Source organism: Pseudomonas brassicacearum, from assembly GCF_918698105.1.
GTDB classification, from domain to species: domain Bacteria; phylum Pseudomonadota; class Gammaproteobacteria; order Pseudomonadales; family Pseudomonadaceae; genus Aquipseudomonas; species Aquipseudomonas brassicacearum_F.
In genome coordinates, this window is the sequence record NZ_CAKKMI010000028.1 from 12,409 (window position 1) to 33,308 (window position 20,900).

The following is a 20,900-nucleotide window of genomic DNA, read 5'->3' on the forward strand; positions in this document are numbered from 1 at the left end:
GTCGGCACAGCCTCCACCCGCCCGCATCTTCGGATGCGTCTAAGGAGGTCAGATTCATGGGGTCATGCCCTTGCTCCCGGTCGTAAGGAGCCGTTCGTTCCACGTCAGTGAACACCTCACAGGCTGCAGGGGCCTTGATCCCTGATAACACTCAACTTCCGTGGCGGGACTACGTGAGGACAACCAGCAATGAACGAGGAGAGGGCCCATGCAGCAGTTAGATCCGAAGCTTGAACTACCGCAACCACCTCGACCGCTGATTGAGTCGAATCCCGTGGCCCAGCCTTATCCGGTGCAGGCACTGGGTGGGATTCTTGGGCCTGCGGTAGAGCGAATGGCCGAGGTCATCGGCGTGCCCCAGGCACTGGCCGCGCAATCAGTGTTGGGTGCCTCGGCGCTGGCCACTCAAGGTCATGCGGGCTTACAGCATGACGGGAGAAATTACCCCCTGTCGCTGTACCTGATCACGGTGGCCGCGTCAGGTGATCGCAAGACCGCCGCAGACCGATGTGCATTGCTGCCGGCACGGCAATGGGAGCGTGAACAGTGGCAGCACTATCGCGAACAACTTGCCCGGTACCGTGCCGCACAGCGACAGGCGCAGCGTATCAAGCCTGGCGATCCTGAGCCCGCAAACGGAATGTCGCTCGAAGCGGAGCCCTCAGCCCCTAGACTGATCACCACGGACCCGACTATCGAGGCCCTGATCAAGGGGCTCTGTCATGACCTGCCTAGCATGGGTCTGTTCTGTGATGAGGGTGGACAATTCCTCGGCAGCAGCACCATGAGTCGGGATAACCGTTTGAAAGCGGTCACGACCTTGTCGTCACTCTGGGATGGCAGCCCGATAGATCGCGCGCGTTCCATGGTTGGTGAAAGCTTGCGAGCCTATGACCGACGCTTGAGCCTGCACCTGATGCTGCAACCGTATTTGGCCATGCAGTTACTCAGTGACCCGTTGCTGCAGGGGCAAGGCATTCTAGGGCGCTGCTTGATGACCTGGCCCACCAGTCTAGCCGGGCAACGTAGCTACCAGGCTGTCGACTTGTCCAAAGACGCTGTCCTCAAGCGATATCATCACCGCCTTTCGGCTCTGTTTTATCAGCCTTGGTCACTTTCCGCTGACGGAGCCTTGCAACTGTCAAAGCTGAGCCTCAGTCCGCTCGCGCGTCGTCGCTGGATTGATTTGCATGATGCTATCGAAGCTCAACTGGGTGAGTTTGGCGAGCTGGCCAGCGTGCGGCCCAGCGGTTCGAAGGCCGCCGACAACCTTTTGCGCGTCGCCGGCATTTTGGCCGTTGTGGAGGAGAGCAGTGTCGTGGAGGTCGACCATATCCAGCGGGCCTCGGCCTTAGTTGGCTACTACCTCACCGAGATCCAGCGCCTGACCGAGCAGGAGCCGGTGTGCAGGGTAAAGGAAGAGGCGGACCGGCTGTTGCGCTGGCTGCAGGTCAAGGATTGGAAGCGCTTCAGTATTCGAGATCTGAATCGCAACGGTCCCCGCTTTGCCCGCAAGAGCAGTCGTCATGCCGCAAAGCTGCTGGTCGAGTTGATTGATCATCAGTGGTTGATCTCCGACGGCCACACCTTCGAGGTGCGCCATGTTCAATCTTGATGAAGCGCTGCGCAACCATCTGGCTCAACGCGAAAAGGAGCCGAAAGGGCGATTTGTCGCCGGTACTGTCGCCACTTTGTCGCCACGCTCAAAGGCAGGCAAGGCAGGGGTTGTCGCCGGTGTCGCCGGTGTCGCCACCCTCCATAGAACTATCACCTCGACGACCTCCATTATCCAATGGTTGGAAGAGCAGGGCGCGCATCTTTACGTCACCGACAACACGCTGTGTTTTCGCCCGACTGATTGGGCTCAGTTCGCGATCGTAAGTGCGCACTGGCGAGCTTTTTTGCATGATCTCGCAGCAGCCGATCAGGAACAGAAAAATGGCTCGGGTCGGTAAGCGAGCAGGGCGCAATTTCGGCTTCGGTCGCCAGCTCAGCTATGCCGGACCGCAAGCACTGAAAGACCTGTTTGGCGACGGCCATTTTGCTACCGTCAAAGCCCATAGTGATCGCTGGCAGGCTTTCGTGCGTTGGTGTCTATCCGAGGAAGGGCCGAGGCTCAATGATGCGCGACAGATCGACCGCGAAGTCCTAATGCGGTACGCCGTCCACGTGCGGGAGCAGGTTGATCAGGGCAACGTCGGCATCGCTACCGCGCAGAACCGACTGTCCAGCGTGAACCGAACGATGGCTGCGCTGCGCGGTGATCAATACGTCAAAATCCCGAGTCCAAGCAAGGCGCTTGGCTTGCAACGCTCAAGCGTGCGTAGTGAGGCGCCACAAGGCCAAGACCGTGTGAAGGTCAGGCTGATTGCGCAAGCGCTGTCAGAGCGACAGCAACTGAGGGTGAGTGCCATTGTGCTCCTCGCTCGGGAGACCGGCATGCGCCTGCGTGAAGCGATCTTGGCGGACTTGCCCCGGCTGCAACTTGAGGCTCGGCAACTGGGCAAGATCAATATCCAGGACGGCACCAAAGGCGGTCGATCAGGCGCATCGGCACCGCGTTGGATTGCGGTCACGGATCAAGTTCGTGGCGCCCTCGACAGGGCCAGCGAGGCCTCACCCAAGGGCAGTCGGAATCTGCTAACACCTGATGAAAGCTACAAAGATTTCTTACAGACAATCGTACGACCGGCGCGGGACATCATGCATGAGCATGGATTGAAAGGCTTTCATGAACTGCGGGCGGCTTACGCCTGTGAGCGCTATGAACAACTGACCGGCTTCTCCGCGCCCATCAATGGCGGTCGTGGTCAACGAGAGGATCGAGCACTCGATCAGCGTGCACGTCAGCAGATCAGCCACGAGTTGGGGCATAACCGCATCGACGTGGTGAGTGCCTACATCGGAGGTCGTCGATGAAGTCCGAGTTCGATATGGCGTTGTTTCTGAGCCCCGTGCTCAAAGGTGCGCATGCCACGCGGCAGCGGCATATCAGGCAGGCAGAAAGGATGCACGAGGCGATTCGTGAACGTTGGAGTTGTGCGACCCCTTGGTCCTGGAAGAAAAAGCACGCCAGGTGGTTTTTTGAGCACTACCTGCGTAGCTCAGCACCAGCGACCATCTATTACTATCAGTTAACAGCAGGGCTGATCCGCCGCAGAAAGGCGCAACTCGTGGTTGTCTGATAGATCTTTAAGCGTGAGCCCCTAAGTATGGGAATGCGGAGCCTTCCCATACTTAGGGGCTTGCCCGAAGAAGCGCAGGCATGCGGCTGATTTAGCGACAGTCGCCACTTCAGTCGCCCTGCTGCACGGCACGAATTGTCGCCTGCTCAGCGTATCGGCACGACGTTACGGTCCCTGGTTTGATTGATGGCGGATGCCGACAGGCTGCCGGTGGCTGCCTTCTGGATATGTTCACTCCACCAGGCCATCATCGGACGCCGGCGTTCGATGTAATCCGCCCGGTTGTAGGCGCTTCGAACTTCGTCTTTATCGACATGCGCCAGCGCGACTTCGATTAGCTCCGGATCCCATCCATGCTCATTCAAAATTGTGCTGGCCATGGAGCGCATGCCGTGGCTGACTAAGCGGTCCTGAAAGCCCATTCGTTTCAATGCCATGTTGGCTGTCTGGCTATTCGCGTGGGTGCGCGGATTTCTATCTGACGGGAACACATATTCCCTGTGGCCGCTATGGGGCTTAAGCGTCTCCAATAACGAGAGTGCATGTTCGGTCAGCGGGATTGTGTGCGGACGACGCTTTTTCATTCGCTCCGGAGGGATGGTCCAGATGCGTTTTTCGAAGTCTATGTCTTCCCATCGGGTACTCGCCGCTTCGGCAGGGCGGGTCATAGTGTGTAGCTGCCATTCGATCAGGCAGCGGGTTGTCCGCTTTATGCTGGCGTTCGCGATTTCCATCATGAGCTCCGGAAGCTCATCTGGTGGTAGCGCTGCCATGTTCTCTTTCTTAGGTTTCTTGAACACCGCTCGAATGCCGCTGAGAGGGTTGGCAAAAATCATTCCGGAATTGACCCCGTAGGTCATGATCTCGTTAAGGCGCTGGCTCACTCGCTTAACTGTCTCGAGGCTACCTTTGGCCTCAATCGGACGAAGGAGCTTGATGACCATTGGGGCGCTGACTTCGGAGAGAGGCGTTGATTTCATGCTCGGAAAAACATGCAGTGTGAGGGAGCGCCAAATGTCTTCGGCATACGCCGGCGTGACGGAGTCCTTCTTCAGCTCGAACCAGGCGGTGGCCACGTTCTCGAAGGTGTGTTCCGTTTCCGCTCGTTTGGCTTCCTGTAGCTCATTGCGCTGAGCTTTTGGATCGATGCCCTGTGCAAGCAGCTCTCTGGCCTCAACGGTTTTCTTCCTCGCTTGCGCAAGAGAAACCTCGGGATAAGAGCCGAGTGCCATGTTGATTCGATTTTTGGTGACGGGATGCCGGTAGTTGAAATTCCACTGCATCGAGCGATTGACCCTGACTCGCAGTTGGAGCCCGTCGCCATCCGTGAGGACGTAATCCTTGTCTTTCGGTTTGACCGCCTTGAGTTGGCGGTCGGAGAGGCGGGTGGTTTGAGCGCACATGAGAAGTACTCCATGACACCTTTTGGTATTCCCAAGATTAGCGCCGGGGAGCCGGGAATACCATTGGGAATACCAAACTGCCTGGAACTCAAAAAGCCTGGAAAGCCTCCCGTGGCCCTGAAACCCCCGTATTTACTGGATTTCAGGCACAAAAAAAGACGTCCGTGGACGTCTTTAGATGATCAAATGGTGGAGCCGGGGGGATTTGAACCCCCGTCCGCCAGTACTCCGCTGTCGGTACTACATGCTTAGCCGTGTCTATTAAGTTAACCCTCAGCGACCCGACGGGCAGGGTGCTTTGGGCGAGTTGTGTAAGTTTTAGCCGCTTCGTCCACAACGTACTGCACGGCGATTCTGTTCTATATGACAATCACTTTGGGTTTACAGACATCCCCTGATGATTGCTGGACCCGAAGGTACCAGAAGGGAAGGGCTAAGGCTGCTTACGCAGCGAGAGCGTATTCCCCGTAGGTTTCGTCATTGGCAACTATAGGAAGTTGCAACAGTGGATTTACGAGTTCTGTTACCAACTCGGCATGCACCTAAAGTTTCGCAACCGGCGTCGAATCCTAAACGGCCCCGAACCTGTCGCTCCGTGAAGCTGGAGGAGCGGCAGGCATTTGCAGTGTACGCCAATCCGCGTCAGAGGCCAACCCGAAGGTTGGCCGGACGCGACATTACTGCTGATCGCCTTTGGTGTTGTTCTGCACTTTCTGAAGAGCTTGGGTGGTCAGCGAGATGCATTCCTTCGTGCCTTGCTCGGTACCTTTGGCCTTGGCAGCGGTGGCCTGTTGGACAGTGGCATCGATGTCAGATTTCATGCTTTCACTCATTTGCTCGCTGCTGACCTTGGCGTCCTTGATTTTTTGCAGGTTGACTTGGCAAAGGTCTGCCTGGTCATTTGCAAACACCGGAGAGGCCAACATCGCAGCGGAAATGAACAAGCCAGCAAGTGCGGTGTGCTTCATGTGAATCTCCTTTAACGTCTGGTCTCGGTGCTGGCCGTAGGGTCACAGACAGGGCCGAGCATAAGGGAGGACCCAGCGGAGCTGGGCCTATCCAAGTGACTACAGCGACGCGCAGGAATTCGATTTTTCTTCGAGCCCCGTGGCTAGGTCTTCACCGTTGACGGGTTTGGGGCGGGTGACACGGTCTACCAGATACACCAGCCCGTGGTAGTCAATTGCGCCGTGTTGGGTAAGACCGATCTCACAGGTGCGGCTGGTGGAAATCCCTTCGCTGCAATGCTGTACCGCGTCCTTCAGTGAGCGCAACGAGTGGGCGTTCAGCTCTGGCGTGGAGAAGCCCTTGTCGCCGGCGAAACCGCAACAATGGATGCCTTCCGGGATGACCACGTGTTTACTGCACTTGCGCGCCAGGTCGATCAGCGCCTGGCTTTCGCCAAGGTGCTGCGTGCTGCACGTGACGTGCACCGCGATGGGAGCCTCCTGGGGAATGAAGTCGAGCCGATCCATCAAGTGGGTACGGATGAAGCGCACCGGGTCATACAGGTCCAGGCGCACGTCGCCGAGGTCCTGGACCAGCCGCAATGTGCAGGGGCTGGTGTCACAGTAGATAGGGTCGAGCCCGCCGCGACTGGCGTGCAGCAGGGCGCCGATCAGTTCCTGGCGCTTGTGCTCGGCCTGTTCGGTGTAGCCTTTGGAAGCAAAGGGTTGGCCGCAGCAGAGGCTGTCCACATTGTCTGGAAAAACCACCTGATAACCGGCTTTTTCCAGCAGCCGTTGGGTTTTTTCGTACAACGACATCTGCTCTTTATCCGCTGCCGCCGGGCCCATGACCCGCGACACGCACGCCGCCAGGTACACGACTCTCGGCCGTTCGTCCGACACGGCGGGACTGAACCGGATGGCTTTTTCCGGCTGGGGCATGGCGTTGGTCCACTGTGGCACCTGGCCCTTGGACAGGCGCGTCAATGAGGCCGACAGTTTCGCCAGGCGGGGCGCGCCCAGCAGCATGCGTGCACCTTTGGCGACGTGCAGGGCGAAGCGGGCGCCTTGCAATGTGGTGGCGAAATTTCCTTCAATCCAGCTGGCGGTTTTCGTCTTCGTCGCGTCACGGCTGCGCAATTTTTTCACCAGTTCGCCGGTATTGATGCCTACCGGGCAACGTTGTGCACACAGGCCCGTGGCGGCGCAGGTATCGATGCCCTGATATTGGTAGGCACGTTCCAGTTCGGTGGTGTCCGTGCCGGCGCGTTTTTTCGCTTGGATATCCCGCCAGATCACGATGCGCTGGCGCGGGCTCAAGGTCAGGTCCTTGGACGGACACACCGGCTCGCAGAAACCGCACTCGATGCACTTATCCACAATCTCATCGGCGGCCGGCAGCGGTTTGAGGTGCTTGAGGTGGATCTGCGGGTCTTCGCTGAGCACCACGTCCGGGTTGAGAATGCCGTTGGGATCGAGCAGGCGCTTGAGCTGCCACATCAACTGATAGGCGTCACTGCCCCATTCCAGCTCGACGAACGGCGCCATGTTGCGCCCGGTGCCGTGTTCGGCTTTGAGCGAGCCGCCGAATTCCACCGCCACCAACTGCGCCACGTCGTCCATGAACGCCTGGTAGCGTGCGACTTCTTCAGGGTTGTTGAAGCCTTGGGTGAAGACAAAGTGCAGATTGCCTTCCAGCGCGTGTCCGAAAAGGATCGCTTCGTCGTAGTGATGTTTGTCGAACAGCTCGATCAGGCGGTTCACACCAATGGCCAGTTGCTCCACCGGAAAGGTCACGTCTTCGATGATCACCGTGGTCCCGGTCTTGCGTACCGCACCGACGGCTGGAAAGGTGTCTTTGCGGATCGCCCAGAGCCGGGCGTTTTCCCGTGGGTCCTCGGTAAAGTCGACCTGTTTTTCAACTCGGAAGCCGGCCAGCGAGGCCATGATCCGGGCCAGTTGCTCTTGCAGTAAAGATGAAGAGGCAGCGCGGGATTCGATGAGCAAGGCGCAGGCATTGATCGACAAATGCTGTACGAAATCCGGCATGCCCGGTTTGTCCTGCACCGAGCGCAGGCTGCGGCGGTCCAGCAGCTCCACGGCCGAGACGGGCTGGCTTTTCAGCACGGTGACGGCGTTGCAGCAGGTTTCCACATCGGGGAAGACGATCAGGGCCGAGGCTTTGTTCGGGTGGTCGATGACGGTGTTGTAGGTCACCGCACTGATGAAGCCGAGGGTGCCTTCGGAGCCGACCAGCAGGTGGCTCAAGATATCCACAGGCTCATCGAAGTCCACCAGGGCATTGAGTGACAGGCCGGTGGTATTTTTCAGACGGTATTTATGCCGGATTCGCGCAGCCAGTTCAGTGTTGGCGCGGGTCTCGCGGCCCAGAGTTGCCAGGCGTTCCAGCAGTTCGCCATGGCTTGTACGAAAAGCCGCAACGCTGCTGTCGTCTTCGGTATCCAGGCGCGTGCCGTCGGCCAGTACCAAACGGATGCCGGCCAGGGTGTGATAGGTGTTCTGCGCGGTACCGCAGCACATGCCGCTGGCATTGTTGGCGACGATGCCGCCGATTTTGCAGGCGTTGATCGACGCCGGATCTGGGCCGATCTTGCGCCCGAACGGCGCCAGCCAGGCGTTGGCCTGGGCGCCGATCACGCCGGGCTGCAAACGAATCTGCGTACCTTGATCGCGAATTTCGCGCCCGTTCCAGTTATCCCCCAGCACAATCAGCACCGAGTCGCTGATGGCTTGCCCGGACAGGCTGGTGCCAGCGGCGCGGAACGTGACCGGAACCTGGTCGCGCTGGGCCAGTTTCAGCAGGGCAATCACTTCATCTTCGGATTCGACGCGCACCACCAGTTTCGGAATCAGCCGATAGAAACTGGCGTCGGTACCGAAGGCCAAAGTCGACAGCGGATCGTCGAAACGGCGTTTCTGCGGGATCAGTTGTTGGACGTCGTGTAGGAAAGGAGCTGGAAGGGTCATTGGTCCTCCAGAATCAAGACCACCAGATCCTTCGGACCATGGGCGCCGTAGGCCAGGACTTGTTCGATGTCGGCGGTTTTCGACGGGCCCGATACCAGCAGGGCGTTGGTGGGCATGCCTTGGGCCCATTTGAATTCCTGCTGCACTTCATAGAAGTTGTCACGGATTTCGCTGGCCTTGAGCAGGGCGAAATGCACCGGTGGCACCAGGCTCATCAGTCGCGGCTCTTCCCGGGTTGGCCAGAGAATCAGGCTACCGGTGGCGGCGATGGCGCCAAGGGTTCCGGTCAGGCTGGCGGGGGTGTCGTTGAACAACTCGGCCTTCCACTCTTCTACCGGGCGGTCGTAGGCCTTGAGGGTTGGTAGGTCCGGATTGTTCGCCCAGAACTGTGTGATTTTTTCCCCGTGTGCGGTGGTCGGGGCGATGAGCAGGCTCGGCAATTGACGGTCGCGCAGCAATTGCGCGAGCAGGGCCGGCCAGCCTTCGTCGGACGTCAGGTGGATTTCGGTGTGCACCGCCTCCATCAGCTTGCGCAATTGCGCGATACGTTCTTCGGGCGCATAGCGGTAGGTCTGCGTCACCAGCTCGACGTCGAAGTTGTCGGCAACGGGCGTGGCGCCGGTTAGGCTTTTACGCAGCTTGGCGAGGATATTGTCCTTGGCGCTCATCGGCGGTCTCCCTGGTTCAGGTGTTCGCGGGCCAGGTCATGCAATGAGCGGGCGGCGGGTTTGGGGGCGCTGTGGTTCTGGGTCCATGGGCCGACGTTGTTGGGCGTCAGGGCGCGCAGGCGCGTGGCGAGGAACCCGAACAGCCGATACAACCGTGGCGAACTGTTGAGCCGAGCCCAGGCATTCCAGATGAAGCGTTCCTTGGGCGAGTATTTGCTGCCCTGGCCGCGCATCACCTGATGGGGGCTGTCCGGCGCCTTGACGTTTTCTTCCCGTAGCCGCCGCAGCAAGGCCGGGATCGGAATCTTCACCGGACACACTTCACCGCAGGCGCCGCACAGCGAAGACGCGCTGGGGTGGTCCGGCACTTTGGCCAGGCCGACCATGTGCGGCGTGATGATTTTTCCGATAGGTCCCGGGTAAACCTCGCCGTAGGCATGGCCGCCGATTCGGGTATAGACCGGGCAATGATTCATACAGGCGCCGCAGCGAATGCAGTTCAGCGTCTGGCGCAGTTCGCTGTCGGCAAACGCCTGGCTGCGACCGTTGTCGAGCAGGACCAGGTGGACTTCCTGGGGGCCGTCCAGTTCCTCAGCCTTGCGCGGGCCGGAGATCATGTTGACGTAGGTGGTGATCGGCTGGCCCAGGGCCGAGCGGGTCAGCAGCGACAGCAGCGGCACGACGTCGCGCAGGTTCTCGACGACTTTTTCGATGCCGGTCACGGCAATGTGCACCGGCGGCACGGTGGTGGACATCCGCCCGTTGCCTTCGTTTTCCACCAGCAGCAGCGTGCCGGTTTCAGCGACGGCGAAGTTGACGCCGGAGACACCGATATCGGCCTCGAAGAATTTCTGCCGCAATACCTTGCGACCGATCTGAATGAGTTGGTCAACGTCCTTGGTGTACTCCACGCCGAGTTTGTCGTGGAACAAGGACGCGACCTGACCGGCATTCTTGTGGATCGCCGGCATAATGATGTGTGAAGGCTTCTCGTGGTCGAGCTGGACGATGTATTCCCCCATGTCGGACTCAAGACATTCAATGTCCCGAGCCTCGAGGAAATGGTTCATCTCCATCTCTTCGCTGACCATCGATTTGCCCTTGATCACTTGCCGCGCCTCGTGAGCGCGGATGATCGAGAGGACGATGCCATTGGCTTCGTCCACCGTTTCCGCCCAGTGCACATGCACACCGTTGCGGGTCAGGTTGCTTTCAAGTTGCTCGAGCAGGTCGGGCAACTTCGATAACGCACGGGCGCGGACGGCATTGCCCAGCACACGCAGGTGTTCTCTTTCGTGGGCATCGCTGAAGGACGCTGCCCGCTTGGTCATCAGTGAATCCATCGCTGTGCGAAAGTTGTTTCGCAGTTGCGTGTCGTCCAGGGCCTTGTGGGCGCGGGCGCGAAAATCTTCCTGCACCTCAACGGTCGGAATCAGCGTCGGCGTGCTCATGCGACACCTCCGCTACGCTGCCAGAGGAAGCTCGCCAGGTGCTGGCCGCGCAGCGTCTCCTGCTGTTTTTCCAGTGCGCCATTGATGTTCATCAGGCAGCCACAATCGGCACTGATGACCTTGTGCGCGCCGGATTCCTTCAGCGCTCGGGTCTTGTCGGCCACCATCGCGCCGGAAATATCCGGCATGCGAACGCTGAACGTCCCACCAAAACCACAGCATTCGCTTTCGTGGCTGTGGTCGACTCGTTCCACATTGCGCAACTGCGCCAACAACGCGCGGCCGTGCAGGTGGGTGTTCATTTCACGCCGTGCCGAGCAGGACGTGTGCAGCGCGACTTTCACCGGCTCGCCGCTGTCGTTCAACTGCACCTTGCAGACAAACAGCAGGAATTCGGCCAGTTCATAGGTCCGGGCCGCCAGGGCCTGGACCTGTTTGAGCGTCTCGGGCTCGTCCTTGAACAGGTCGGCGTAATGCTCGCGCAGCATGCCGGCGCAGGAGCCCGAGGGCACCACCACCGGATAGTTTTCGGCAAACAAGGCCAACTGCGCCCGCGCCACCGTCCGCGCCTGCTCGGTGTAGCCCGAGGTGTAGGCCGGTTGGCCGCAGCAACTTTGCCCTTGCGGGTAGTCCACCCGGATTCCTTCGCGCTCCAGCAGATGAATCGCATCCATCCCGGCTTCGGGATAGAACAGGTCCACCACGCACGTGCCGAACAGGTAGACCCTTTGCGGTTTCTCGCTGGGGTACTGCCGAGGCTCGGGCAATGGCGGGGCGACACGGGTCGCGTTCGGCACGGCGTTGTAAAAAAGCTCGCTCATCAGGCGTGTCTCCGGGTGGTCCCGGTTATCCGTCTGCTGAGGCTGCTGAATATAGACAAGAAATCTTTCAGCAGCCTTGCAGACCCGGTGGTGAATAGCAGACGCCGAATCACGGTTCGGCGTCGGTTTTTTCAGTGTTGCGTGTAGGACTTAATGAACCAGCATGCCGGTAAACCAGTAGGCCTGGGCCAACGTGATCAGGCCGACAATCGTTGCAAAGAATAGGCTGTGTTTGAGGGTGAAACGGAACAGATCCGATTCCTTGCCCACCAGGCCGGTCGCGGCGCAGGCCACTGCGATCGATTGTGGCGAGATCATTTTGCCGGTCACGCCGCCGCTGGTGTTGGCCGCGACGAGCAAGGTGTCGTTGACGCCGATCTGGTGCGCGGTGGTGGCTTGCAGCGAGCTGAACAGCGCATTGGACGACGTATCGGAACCGGTCAGGAACACCCCCAGCCAACCCAGGAACGGCGAGAAGAACGGGAACGCCGCGCCCGTGCCGGCCAGCACCAGGGCCATGGTCGACGACATGCCCGAGTAGTTGGTGACGAAGGCGAATGCCAGCACCATGCCGATGGACAGGATCGGCCAGCGCAGCTCGAAAAGGGTCTCTTTAAAAGTGGTAAGACCAGTTTTGATGTTGATCTTCAGCACCAGCATCGAGATCAATGCGGAGAAGAAAATCGCCGTGCCGGTGGCGGAGATCGGATCAAGCTTGAACACGGCCGGAATGGCAGTGGGGTTGATCACGATGGGCGCGACCTTGATCACCATCTGGTCCAGGTGCGGGATGGCGAAGTTGAACACCCAGCCATACATCGAGCCGCCAGCGGCGAACATCGCCTTGAACGGCTTGAGGGTCCAGATCGTCACCAATACGGTCAGGATCAGGAACGGCGACCAGGCCTTGATGATTTCCCCCAGGCTGTAGGGCGAAGCCACGGTGCTGCGCGGTTGGCCGAAACCGCCGACGCTGGCGGTGACCGTTGCGCTGGAGGTGGCGCCGGCAATCTGGGCGCCAGCGGTGCGCTTGGGCTGCCAGACTTTCAGGAACAGCGTCAGGGAAATCAGGCTGGCCAGGGCGGAGGTGATGTCCGGCAGTTCCGGGCCAATGAAGTTGGAGGTGAAGTACTGGGTGATGGCGAAGCTCAGGCCTGCCACCAGTGCTGCTGGCCAGGTTTCCCGCACGCCGCGCAGGCCGTCCATCATGAACACCAGCCAGAACGGTACGAACAACGACAGCAGTGGCAGCTGGCGACCGGTCATGGCGCCAATCTTGAAGGCGTCGATCCCGGTGACCTGACCGGCCACGATGATCGGAATGCCCAGCGCGCCGAACGCGACCGGAGCGGTGTTGGCGATCAGGCACAGGCCGGCGGCGTACAGGGGGTTGAAGCCCAGGCCGACCAGCAGGGCGGCAGTGATCGCCACCGGAGCACCGAAACCGGCGGCACCTTCCAGGAATGCGCCGAAGCAAAAGCCGATCAACAGCACTTGCAGGCGTTGGTCATCGGTAATCGACAGCACCGAACTGCGAATCACCTCGAACTGGCCGCTCTTGACCGTCAGTTTGTAGAGGAAGACGGCGGCGACGATGATCCAGGCGATGGGCCACAGGCCGTAGGCAAAGCCATAGCCGGCGGCAGCAAAGGCCATGTCAGCGGGCATATTGAACGCGAAAATTGCCACGGCAATCGCCAGCGCCAAGGTGATGCTGCCGGCCACATGCCCCTTGAGGCGAAACACCGCCAGGGCCAGGAAGAAAAATACGATGGGAATAACGGCCGCGAGTGCGGACAAGCCGAGGCTGCCGAGCGGACTGTAGAGCTGTTGCCAGGTTTGCATAATGGGTGGGCCCCTAATTGTTGTTGGTCAGGCACTGCCAGCGGTCTTGGTTAATTGGTAATACCAATTTACAATCGCTGTTGGCTAGGGTAAAAGCCTTGGCTGTCATGTGTCAATTTGCCGCCCTGAAACTTTCGTCGAATGAGCGGTGCAGAGGGCATCTGATCCGGTGGTGCAAACGGCTTTTGATGGGTGTAGACAAGACCCGGATGGGCCAGAATAGAGAGCCCGGCGAGCCGTCGGGATCGTGGAGAATTGAGTTATGGGGTTTGATCAGATTCGTCAGCGCCGTTTGTCTGACGATATTGTCGAGCGGCTTGAAGGCATGATCCTTGAGGGCACGCTCAAGTCCGGTGAGCGGCTGCCGGCCGAACGGACCCTGGCCGAACAGTTCGGTGTGTCACGCCCTTCGTTGCGCGAGGCAATCCAGAAACTGGCGGCCAAAGGCTTGTTGGTCAGTCGCCAGGGCGGCGGCAACTATGTGGTGGAGTCGCTGGGCTCGACGTTCAGTGATCCGCTGCTGCAGCTTCTGGAAAGCAATCCCGAAGCGCAGCGTGACTTGCTGGAGTTCCGTCACACCTTGGAAGCGTCCTGTGCTTATTACGCGGCGCAGCGGGCCACGGATGTAGATCGCGAGCGGCTGACGGCGGCCTTCGACGAGCTGCAGGACTGTTACTCGCGCCACGACGAGGTGAGCCGGGCGGAGGAGGGCGCGGCGGATGCCCGGTTTCACCTGGCGATCGCCGAGGCCAGTCATAACGCGGTGTTGCTGCACACCATCCGCGGCTTGTTCGACCTGCTCAAGCGCAACGTGGTGACCAACATCGGCGGCATGTACAAGCAGCGCAGTGAAACCCGCGACATGCTGATCAGCCAGCACCGGGAGTTGTACCAGGCCATCATGGGCGGGCACGCGGAACAGGCGCGGGAAGTGTCCAGCCGGCATATCTTGTATGTGCAGGAGGTTCTGGAGGAGGTGCGTCAGGAAGTGCAGCGCGTGGCGCGGGCGGAGCGGCGTAAAGGCAAGTAGCGCACGAACCCTGTGGGGGCGAGCCTGCTCGCGATGGCGGCCTGTCTGACACATCAATGTCGCATGTGTCATCGTCATCGCGAGCAAGCTCGGCTCCCACAGTCGATCCCGGGCTAGTCTTCCTTGCCCTTGTTGCGCACCGCGCGCTGCAGCTCGCGGCCGGCATCACGTTCGCGCTCGGTATCGCGCTTGTCGTACTCCTTCTTGCCCTTGCCCAGGGCAATCTCGCACTTGATCAAATGCTTGCTCCAGTACAACGACGTGCAGACGCAGGCGTAGCCCTTCTGCTGAACGGAGGCGAAGAGCTTTTCCAGCTCGCGTCTGTTGAGCAGCAGTTTGCGCGAACGCGTCGGGTCGGCAATCACGTGGGTGCTGGCGGTGGTCAGCGGCGTGATATGGCTGCCCAGCAGCCAGGCCTCGCCGTCCTTGAGCAGCACGTAGCTGTCGACCAGTTGTGCCTTGCCGGCACGCAAGCTCTTTACTTCCCAGCCGGCCAGGACCATGCCAGCCTCGAAACGCTGTTCGATGAAGTAATCGTGTCGCGCCTTTTTGTTTTGCGCGATGGTCCCTGTGGGGTGTTTCTTCTGTTTAGCCATAGGGGCGGCATTATAGGCAGTTGCGTGCGTGTCGGCTACGGTGAAGCTGCGTGCTTGAGCACGTTGAGTGAATCCCGGACAATGCGGCCTCTTTTTTAACGCTTGGGCGTGATCACGATGTCGACAGACAAGGTTTCTGTCCACGGCAGTTGGGCTAGCCGGTGGGTCTTTATATTCGCTGCAACCGGCTCCGCGGTGGGACTGGGCAGTATCTGGAAATTCCCTTACATGGTTGGCGTCTACGGTGGCGGTGCCTTCGTACTGATGTTCCTGGCGTGCATTGCACTGATCGGCGCGCCGGTGATGTTGGCCGAAACCCTGATCGGTCGTCGGGCCCGGCAAAGCCCGGCCAATGCCTTGAAAGTGTTGGCCGTGACGGCGGGGCACTCGCCCAAATGGTCGTGGGGTGCCTTCGCCGGAATGATCACGGCGCTGTTGATCCTGTCTTTCTATAGCGTGGTCGGCGGCTGGTCCCTGGACTACATCATCGACATGGGGCGTGGGGATTTTCAGGGTGTGACGCCTGATCAGGTGGGCGCCTACTTCGGCAATGTGATTGCCGATCCTTGGAGGCTGACCCTCTGGCACACGATTTTCATGGTGCTTTCAGCGGTGGTGATTGCCCGGGGCGTGGTCGCCGGGCTTGAGCGCAGCCTGCGGATCATGATGCCGTTGCTGTTCGTGATGATCCTGGTGCTGCTGGGCTACAGCATGACTACCGGGCATTTCATGGCAGGCGTGCATTTCATGTTCGACTTCCAGCCGGAGAAAGTCCTGGATGGCTTGCTGCCGGCCATGGGGCATGCGTTTTTCTCCCTGAGCGTCGGGGTCGGCTCGATCATGATCTATGGCGCCTACATGCCCAAGAATGCCTCCCTGACCCGGACCGTTGTCGGCGTCGCGCTGTTGGATACCTTCGTGTCGCTGTTGGCGGGGTTGGCATTGTTTCCGATTGTGTTCGCCGCCGGCCTGAACCCCAGTGAGGGGCCGGGGCTGATGTTTGTCAGCCTGCCTTTTGCATTTGGCAACATGGCGTTCGGCCAGGTGATGGGCGTGGTGTTTTTCCTTCTGGTGGCCATCGCAGCCTGGAGTTCGGCCATCTCCCTGTTGGAGCCCATGGTGGCTTACCTGGTTGAACGGACCCGGCTCAGTCGTGCCTGGGTGACCTTTTGGCTAGCCTTTACCTGCTGGTTTGTCGGTTTGGGGACGGTGTTTTCCTTCAATATATGGAAGCAGGCGAAGTTTTTCGTGAACGAAGACGGGCTGTTCCATCTCTACCAGTGGGGCGCAACCGGAGGGCTGGATTTCTTCGGCGTGATTGATTTCTTCACCTCACGGATCATGCTGCCATTGGGTGGTTTGTGTTTCGTAGTGTTTGCAGGGTGGATCATGGGACGTGAAGCGGTGCGTGATGAGTTGTCGCTGCGCAGCCCGGTATTGTTTGGTTTGAGCCTGTTCTTGATGCGCTACGTGGCGCCCATTGGCATTCTTGTAGTGTTTGCCGCCCAGCTGTGGAAGTGACGCTCACATGACGACACATATTCAACGCTCGGCCTTGCTGCCCTACCCGGCGCAGGCGCTGTACGACCTGGTCAACGACGTGGCGAGCTACCCGCAGTTCTTGCCGTGGTGCTCGTCGGCCGAGGTGCTGGAGAGTTCTGAAACCCACATGCGCGCCAGCCTCAACATTGCCAAGAGCGGTTTGAGCCAACGCTTCGTCACGCGCAATACGTTGGTGCCGGGACAGTCCATCGAGATGAACCTGGAAGAAGGGCCTTTCAACCAGCTCCACGGTGTCTGGGTGTTCAAGCCTCTGGGTGAAAAGGCCTGCAAGATCAGCCTGGACCTGTCGTTCGACTACGCCGGCCCTCTGGTGCGAGCGACGCTGGGGCCGCTGTTCAATCAGGCCGCCAATACCCTGGTCGACGCGTTCTGCCAGCGGGCCAAGCAGAATGCAGAGCTCAAGCGTTGATTGAGATAGAAGTGGTGTATGCCTCGGCGGAGCGTCAAATCCTGCGCACCTGCGTCGTGCAGGAAGGCGTCAGTGTTCGCGCCGCGCTGGTGGCTTCGGGCATTGCCGATGTGTTTCCAGAGCTGGATCTGGCGACTTGCCCGGTGGGGATTTTTGGCAAGCTGGTCGCCGATCCAGAGCGCCAGGTGGTGCAGGCGGCTGATCGACTGGAGATTTATCGCCCGTTGCTGGCCGATCCGAAAGAGATTCGGCGACTGCGCGCGGCCAAGGCTGCCCAGGCGCGCCAATCGGAGCCATGACCTGGCTTGAATCACAGGCAATAAAAAACCCGGCACGCCGGGTTTTTTTATGTCGCGATTTATTGCGGCGAGGTATCCAGGGGCTCTGGCGTCGGGACGGGTACGGTCTCGACCTGGTCCACGTCCTTCTGGATCTGGTCCAGCAACGAACCTGGCTTGACCGGTTTCTCCGGTTTCGGCTTTTCGGCATTCTGGGCCGGGTCGGTAACGGTGGTGTCGCTATCCTTGCCCAGGATGGCTTCGTCACGGCTCACGCCCGGCATGAAATCGCCTGACAGGCTGACGAGTTGGTCATTGGGGCTAAAGATAACGCTGATGCGTTCCTGTTGGCGCTCACCGCCGCCTGGCTGCAAGCTGTACAGGTAATCCCAGCGATCGGCATGGAACGTGTCGGTCAGCAGGGGGTTACCCATGATAAACCGTACTTGCCGGCGGGTCATTCCCGGGCGCAACTGGTCTATCATGTCCTGCGTGACGACATTGCCCTGCTGGATGTCGATTTTGTAAACCCCGGGGAATGAACAACCGGCGAGTGCGAGCAGTCCCACAAAGGTGAAACTGGTTAGCAAGAGCTTGGTGTTTTGCATCGGTGGGCGACTTCCACTATCTTGGCTGGGACAACGTAAACGCCGATCATACCCGCATTAAGAGAAGCTGCGAAGCAGCATCGCGAGAAAGCTGACCATGGTTGAAAATAGCGAACTACGCAAAGCCGGCCTCAAAGTGACCCTGCCACGGGTCAAGATTCTACAAATGCTCGATTCCGCCGAGCAGCGTCATATGAGTGCCGAAGACGTCTACAAGGCGCTTATGGAGGCTGGCGAGGACGTTGGTCTGGCCACGGTTTACCGTGTCCTGACTCAGTTCGAGGCTGCGGGTCTTGTGGCTCGTCATAATTTCGATGGCGGTCATGCGGTCTTTGAATTGGCTGACGGGGAGCACCACGATCACATGGTGGACGTGGATACCCGTGAGGTCATTGAGTTCATCAGTCCGGAAATCGAAGCACTGCAAAAAGAAATTGCTGAAAAGTATGGCTTCGAGCTGATCGATCACCATCTCGTCTTGCATGTACGCAAGAGGAAGTAAGCTCGTTGTGTGAGCCCACAGCTCCCAAACGAAAGAAGGCGACCCTAGGGTCGCCTTCTTGCTATGCGGCTTTTGTCAGGTTTTTACGGTGACGACCATTTTTTTCGCGTGGGCCAGCGACTCCTTGGTCAGGTCGATGCCTCCGAGCATCCGGGCCACTTCTTCCACGCGCTCGTTTTTGTTGAGCTTGGACACGGCAGTACGAGTGGCATCCTCGCCGCGTACCTTGTGCACAAATAGGTGCTGGTGTCCCTGGGCGGCGACCTGGGGCAGGTGAGTCACCGTCAGCACCTGGCCACGCTCCCCCAGCCGGCGCAGCAATTGGCCGACAATTTCCGCGGTTGGGCCACCGATGCCCACGTCCACTTCGTCGAATACCAGCGTCGGTACACGAGAGGTCTGCGCGGTGATGACCTGGATGGCCAGGCTGATCCGTGACAGTTCACCGCCGGACGCGACTTTGGCCAGGGCCTTGAGCGGTTGCCCGGGGTTGGCACTGACCAGCAGTTCCACTTGCTCCAGGCCATTGGGTTGGAGCTCGTCGCCGGCGTTGGGGCGCAATTCGATGGTGAAGCGCCCGCCGGGCATGCCCAAGCGCTGGATTTCCTGCTCCACGGCGCTGGCCAGCCCTGTTGCGGCGTGCTGCCGCAGTTCACTGAGTTCCTTGGCCTTCTCCTGATAATGACGGGCATAAGAGGCCAGTTCATCCCCGAGGCGTTCGATGGATTCATCGTTGGCGTTCAGGGTTTCCAGTTCTTCCAGCAGGCGCTGCTGGAGTTCGGCAACATCGGTCGGTTGGATGCGATGCTTGCGCGCCAGTGTATAGATGGTGTCCAGACGCTCTTCCAGGTACTGCAGGCGAGCCGGGTCGGCATCGAAATGATCGAGGAACCGGTTCAGCTCACCGACGGCTTCTTCGACCTGGATCTGCGCGCTGGTCAGCAGGTTGGTCGCCTCGTTCAGGGCGCCCACCGAATTGTTCACGCTGGAGAGTCGATTCAAGCTCGCGGTCAGTGCATTGAGCACATTGCCTGAATCGCTCTCGCTGCATTGTTCGACCACTTGCCGGCAAATACTCAGCAGGGTTTCGGCGTTGGTCAGGTTCTTGTGTTCCTGCTCCAGTTCTTCCAGTTCATTTTCACCCAGGGCCAGGTTCTCGAGTTCTTCGAGCTGGTAGCTCAATAACTGGTGACGGGCACGTTGTTCGTCGCCGGAATTGGAGAGTCGATCCAGTTCCTGGCGGGTCTGGCGCCAGCGTTGGGCCGCCAGTTGGACCTGTCGGGCCAGGTCGGTGGCGCCGGCGTATTCATCCAGCAAGCGGCGATGGGTGTCGGTCTTGAGCAGGGATTGGTGTTCATGCTGGCTGTGAATGTCGATCAGCAGCTCGCCGAGGGCCTTGAGGTCGCCCAGGGGGCAGGGCGTGCCGTTGATGTAGCCTCGGGAGCGGCCTTCGGCGGTGATGACGCGGCGCAGGATGCACAGGCCGTCGGTGTCCAGGTCGCGTTCGGCCAGCCAGGCGCTGGCCTCGGGAATGTCGACCAGGTCGAAGGTCGCCAGGATGTCGGCCTTGTCCGCTCCGGGGCGTACCACGCCACTGTCGGCGCGGTCGCCCAGCGTCAGGCCCAGGGCATCGAGCATGATCGACTTGCCTGCGCCGGTTTCACCGGTGATCACACTCATGCCTCGATCGAGTTCGAGGTCGAGGTGTTCGACGATGGCGTAGTTGTGTACGGACAGGTGCACCAGCATAAGGCCGCTCCCAGGCTTTAGGTCTGGTTATTTATACAGTGTTTTGTTTCGGCCTGACAATGCCCTCGCTTAGCTCGATTTGCTTGGATAAAGGATTTTCTTAGCGCTGGGGGGAATGGTTATGCAGCTGTTTTTTGTAAGGTTAATTCGTCGGATGGCCCTTGAAGCTGCAAAACCCGACCCCATATACCGGGCAGAAGCGCGAGTTGAGCTCGCGGACGAAGTTGAGAGGAGAAATCTATGGCTGACGAACAGACGCAGGACACGCAAAATCTAGACGCCAATCAGGCTTCCCAGGATTCCGGTGAAGACCTGGCGGCGCGTGTACAAGTGCTCGAGGAGCAACTGGCCGGTGCGCAGGATCAGGCGTTGCGTGTAGCAGCCGACCTGCAGAATGTCCGCCGTCGCGCCGAGCAAGATGTAGAGAAGGCTCATAAATTCGCCCTGGAGCGTTTCGCCGGCGACCTGCTGCCGATCATCGACAGCCTGGAGCGTGGCCTGGAGCTGTCCAACCCGGATGACGAGAACATCCGTCCGATGCGTGAAGGCATCGAGCTGACGCTGAAGATGTTCCAGGACACCCTCAAGCGTTATCAGCTCGAAACCCTTGATCCGCACGGCGAACCCTTCAACGCCGAGCATCACCAGGCCATGGCGATGCAGGAAAGTGCCGACGTCGAGCCAAACAGCGTGCTGAAGGTTTTCCAGAAGGGCTACCTGCTCAATGGTCGCCTGCTGCGCCCGGCCATGGTCGTGGTCAGCAAGACGCCAGCGCCGGTTTCGCCTTCTATTGATGAGCAGGCTTGAAATCGGTCGTAGCGGCCCCATCTATAAGTCAAGCGTTTAAGTGCTACCGC

20 protein-coding genes and 1 other RNA gene are annotated in these 20,900 nt (G+C 59.6%); 10 read left to right on the plus strand and 11 right to left on the minus strand.

Annotated features, from left to right (window positions below; genetic code table 11):
- Positions 1–208 precede the first annotated feature (208 nt).
- From LQ215_RS13335 to LQ215_RS13350, 4 genes are read left to right on the plus strand one after another with little or no spacing between them, the layout of a single operon-like run.
- Complete coding sequence (locus tag LQ215_RS13335; protein WP_230150407.1) at positions 209–1,615, plus strand: YfjI family protein; 1,407 nt, start codon at positions 209–211, stop codon at positions 1,613–1,615.
- Entirely contained in the window at positions 1,602–1,955 is a 354-nt protein-coding gene (locus LQ215_RS13340) for a hypothetical protein (RefSeq protein WP_230150409.1), read from the plus strand. The genes LQ215_RS13335 and LQ215_RS13340 overlap by 14 nt, the downstream gene beginning before the upstream one ends.
- Positions 1,939–2,919, plus strand: coding sequence for an integrase domain-containing protein (locus LQ215_RS13345; RefSeq protein WP_230150479.1), 981 nt, complete (start codon positions 1,939–1,941; stop codon positions 2,917–2,919). The genes LQ215_RS13340 and LQ215_RS13345 overlap by 17 nt, the downstream gene beginning before the upstream one ends.
- Complete coding sequence (locus LQ215_RS13350) at positions 2,916–3,185, plus strand: hypothetical protein (protein WP_230150411.1); 270 nt, start codon at positions 2,916–2,918, stop codon at positions 3,183–3,185. Before LQ215_RS13345 ends, LQ215_RS13350 begins: the two co-directional genes overlap by 4 nt.
- 146 nt (positions 3,186–3,331) lie before the next feature.
- On the opposite strand, the gene LQ215_RS13355 is transcribed toward LQ215_RS13350, so the two are convergent.
- From LQ215_RS13355 to LQ215_RS13390, 8 genes are all read right to left on the minus strand, one after another.
- Positions 3,332–4,588 carry an integrase domain-containing protein gene (locus LQ215_RS13355; RefSeq protein ID WP_230150412.1) on the minus strand — a complete coding sequence of 419 codons (1,257 nt, stop codon included), beginning with the start codon at positions 4,586–4,588 and terminating at the stop codon, positions 3,332–3,334.
- A gap of 187 nt (positions 4,589–4,775) precedes the next feature.
- Positions 4,776–5,169: a transfer-messenger RNA gene (ssrA, locus tag LQ215_RS13360) on the minus strand.
- Between the two features lie 96 nt (positions 5,170–5,265).
- Positions 5,266–5,556 (minus strand): hypothetical protein, encoded by a 291-nt coding sequence (locus LQ215_RS13365; protein WP_230150414.1) that lies wholly within the window; start codon positions 5,554–5,556, stop codon positions 5,266–5,268.
- Between the two features lie 99 nt (positions 5,557–5,655).
- Positions 5,656–8,523: an FAD-binding and (Fe-S)-binding domain-containing protein gene (locus LQ215_RS13370; RefSeq protein ID WP_230150416.1), complete on the minus strand. Its 2,868-nt coding sequence runs from the start codon at positions 8,521–8,523 to the stop codon at positions 5,656–5,658.
- A complete protein-coding gene (locus tag LQ215_RS13375; protein ID WP_230150418.1) occupies positions 8,520–9,191 on the minus strand; it encodes a LutC/YkgG family protein in 672 nt (223 codons plus the stop codon). The genes LQ215_RS13370 and LQ215_RS13375 overlap by 4 nt, the downstream gene beginning before the upstream one ends.
- The gene (locus LQ215_RS13380; RefSeq protein WP_230150420.1) at positions 9,188–10,642 is read right to left on the minus strand and encodes a LutB/LldF family L-lactate oxidation iron-sulfur protein; all 1,455 of its coding nucleotides are present in this window, start codon (positions 10,640–10,642) and stop codon (positions 9,188–9,190) included. Before LQ215_RS13380 ends, LQ215_RS13375 begins: the two co-directional genes overlap by 4 nt.
- Positions 10,639–11,463 carry a (Fe-S)-binding protein gene (locus LQ215_RS13385; protein WP_230150422.1) on the minus strand — a complete coding sequence of 275 codons (825 nt, stop codon included), beginning with the start codon at positions 11,461–11,463 and terminating at the stop codon, positions 10,639–10,641. Before LQ215_RS13385 ends, LQ215_RS13380 begins: the two co-directional genes overlap by 4 nt.
- A gap of 150 nt (positions 11,464–11,613) precedes the next feature.
- Positions 11,614–13,308, minus strand: a complete 1,695-nt coding sequence (locus LQ215_RS13390) for a lactate permease LctP family transporter (protein ID WP_060743082.1) — start codon at positions 13,306–13,308, stop codon at positions 11,614–11,616.
- 262 nt (positions 13,309–13,570) lie between these two features.
- On the opposite strand from LQ215_RS13390, the gene LQ215_RS13395 reads away from it, so the two are divergent.
- The gene (locus tag LQ215_RS13395; RefSeq protein ID WP_230150424.1) at positions 13,571–14,338 is read left to right on the plus strand and encodes an FCD domain-containing protein; all 768 of its coding nucleotides are present in this window, start codon (positions 13,571–13,573) and stop codon (positions 14,336–14,338) included.
- A 113-nt stretch (positions 14,339–14,451) separates the two neighbouring features.
- Here LQ215_RS13395 and smpB read toward each other — a convergent pair whose 3' ends face one another.
- Complete coding sequence (smpB, locus tag LQ215_RS13400; RefSeq protein WP_025211771.1) at positions 14,452–14,934, minus strand: SsrA-binding protein SmpB; 483 nt, start codon at positions 14,932–14,934, stop codon at positions 14,452–14,454.
- A 117-nt stretch (positions 14,935–15,051) separates the two neighbouring features.
- Here smpB and LQ215_RS13405 point away from each other — a divergent pair, with 117 nt between their 5' ends.
- From LQ215_RS13405 to LQ215_RS13415, 3 genes are read left to right on the plus strand one after another with little or no spacing between them, the layout of a single operon-like run.
- Positions 15,052–16,455, plus strand: coding sequence for a sodium-dependent transporter (locus tag LQ215_RS13405; RefSeq protein ID WP_230150425.1), 1,404 nt, complete (start codon positions 15,052–15,054; stop codon positions 16,453–16,455).
- 7 nt (positions 16,456–16,462) lie between these two features.
- Positions 16,463–16,906, plus strand: coding sequence for a type II toxin-antitoxin system RatA family toxin (locus tag LQ215_RS13410; protein ID WP_003197666.1), 444 nt, complete (start codon positions 16,463–16,465; stop codon positions 16,904–16,906).
- Entirely contained in the window at positions 16,903–17,205 is a 303-nt protein-coding gene (locus LQ215_RS13415; RefSeq protein WP_230150436.1) for an RnfH family protein, read from the plus strand. Before LQ215_RS13410 ends, LQ215_RS13415 begins: the two co-directional genes overlap by 4 nt.
- Before the next feature lie 59 nt (positions 17,206–17,264).
- Here LQ215_RS13415 and LQ215_RS13420 read toward each other — a convergent pair whose 3' ends face one another.
- Positions 17,265–17,792, minus strand: a complete 528-nt coding sequence (locus LQ215_RS13420) for an outer membrane protein assembly factor BamE (protein ID WP_230150438.1) — start codon at positions 17,790–17,792, stop codon at positions 17,265–17,267.
- Positions 17,793–17,889: 97 nt separating this feature from the next.
- Here LQ215_RS13420 and fur point away from each other — a divergent pair, with 97 nt between their 5' ends.
- The gene (gene fur, locus LQ215_RS13425; RefSeq protein WP_230150441.1) at positions 17,890–18,294 is read left to right on the plus strand and encodes a ferric iron uptake transcriptional regulator; all 405 of its coding nucleotides are present in this window, start codon (positions 17,890–17,892) and stop codon (positions 18,292–18,294) included.
- 75 nt (positions 18,295–18,369) lie between these two features.
- On the opposite strand, the gene recN is transcribed toward fur, so the two are convergent.
- The gene (gene recN / locus LQ215_RS13430; RefSeq protein ID WP_230150443.1) at positions 18,370–20,043 is read right to left on the minus strand and encodes a DNA repair protein RecN; all 1,674 of its coding nucleotides are present in this window, start codon (positions 20,041–20,043) and stop codon (positions 18,370–18,372) included.
- A 240-nt stretch (positions 20,044–20,283) separates the two neighbouring features.
- Here recN and grpE point away from each other — a divergent pair, with 240 nt between their 5' ends.
- Positions 20,284–20,850: a nucleotide exchange factor GrpE gene (gene grpE / locus LQ215_RS13435; RefSeq protein ID WP_013692249.1), complete on the plus strand. Its 567-nt coding sequence runs from the start codon at positions 20,284–20,286 to the stop codon at positions 20,848–20,850.
- The last annotated feature ends 50 nt before the right edge of the window (positions 20,851–20,900 follow it).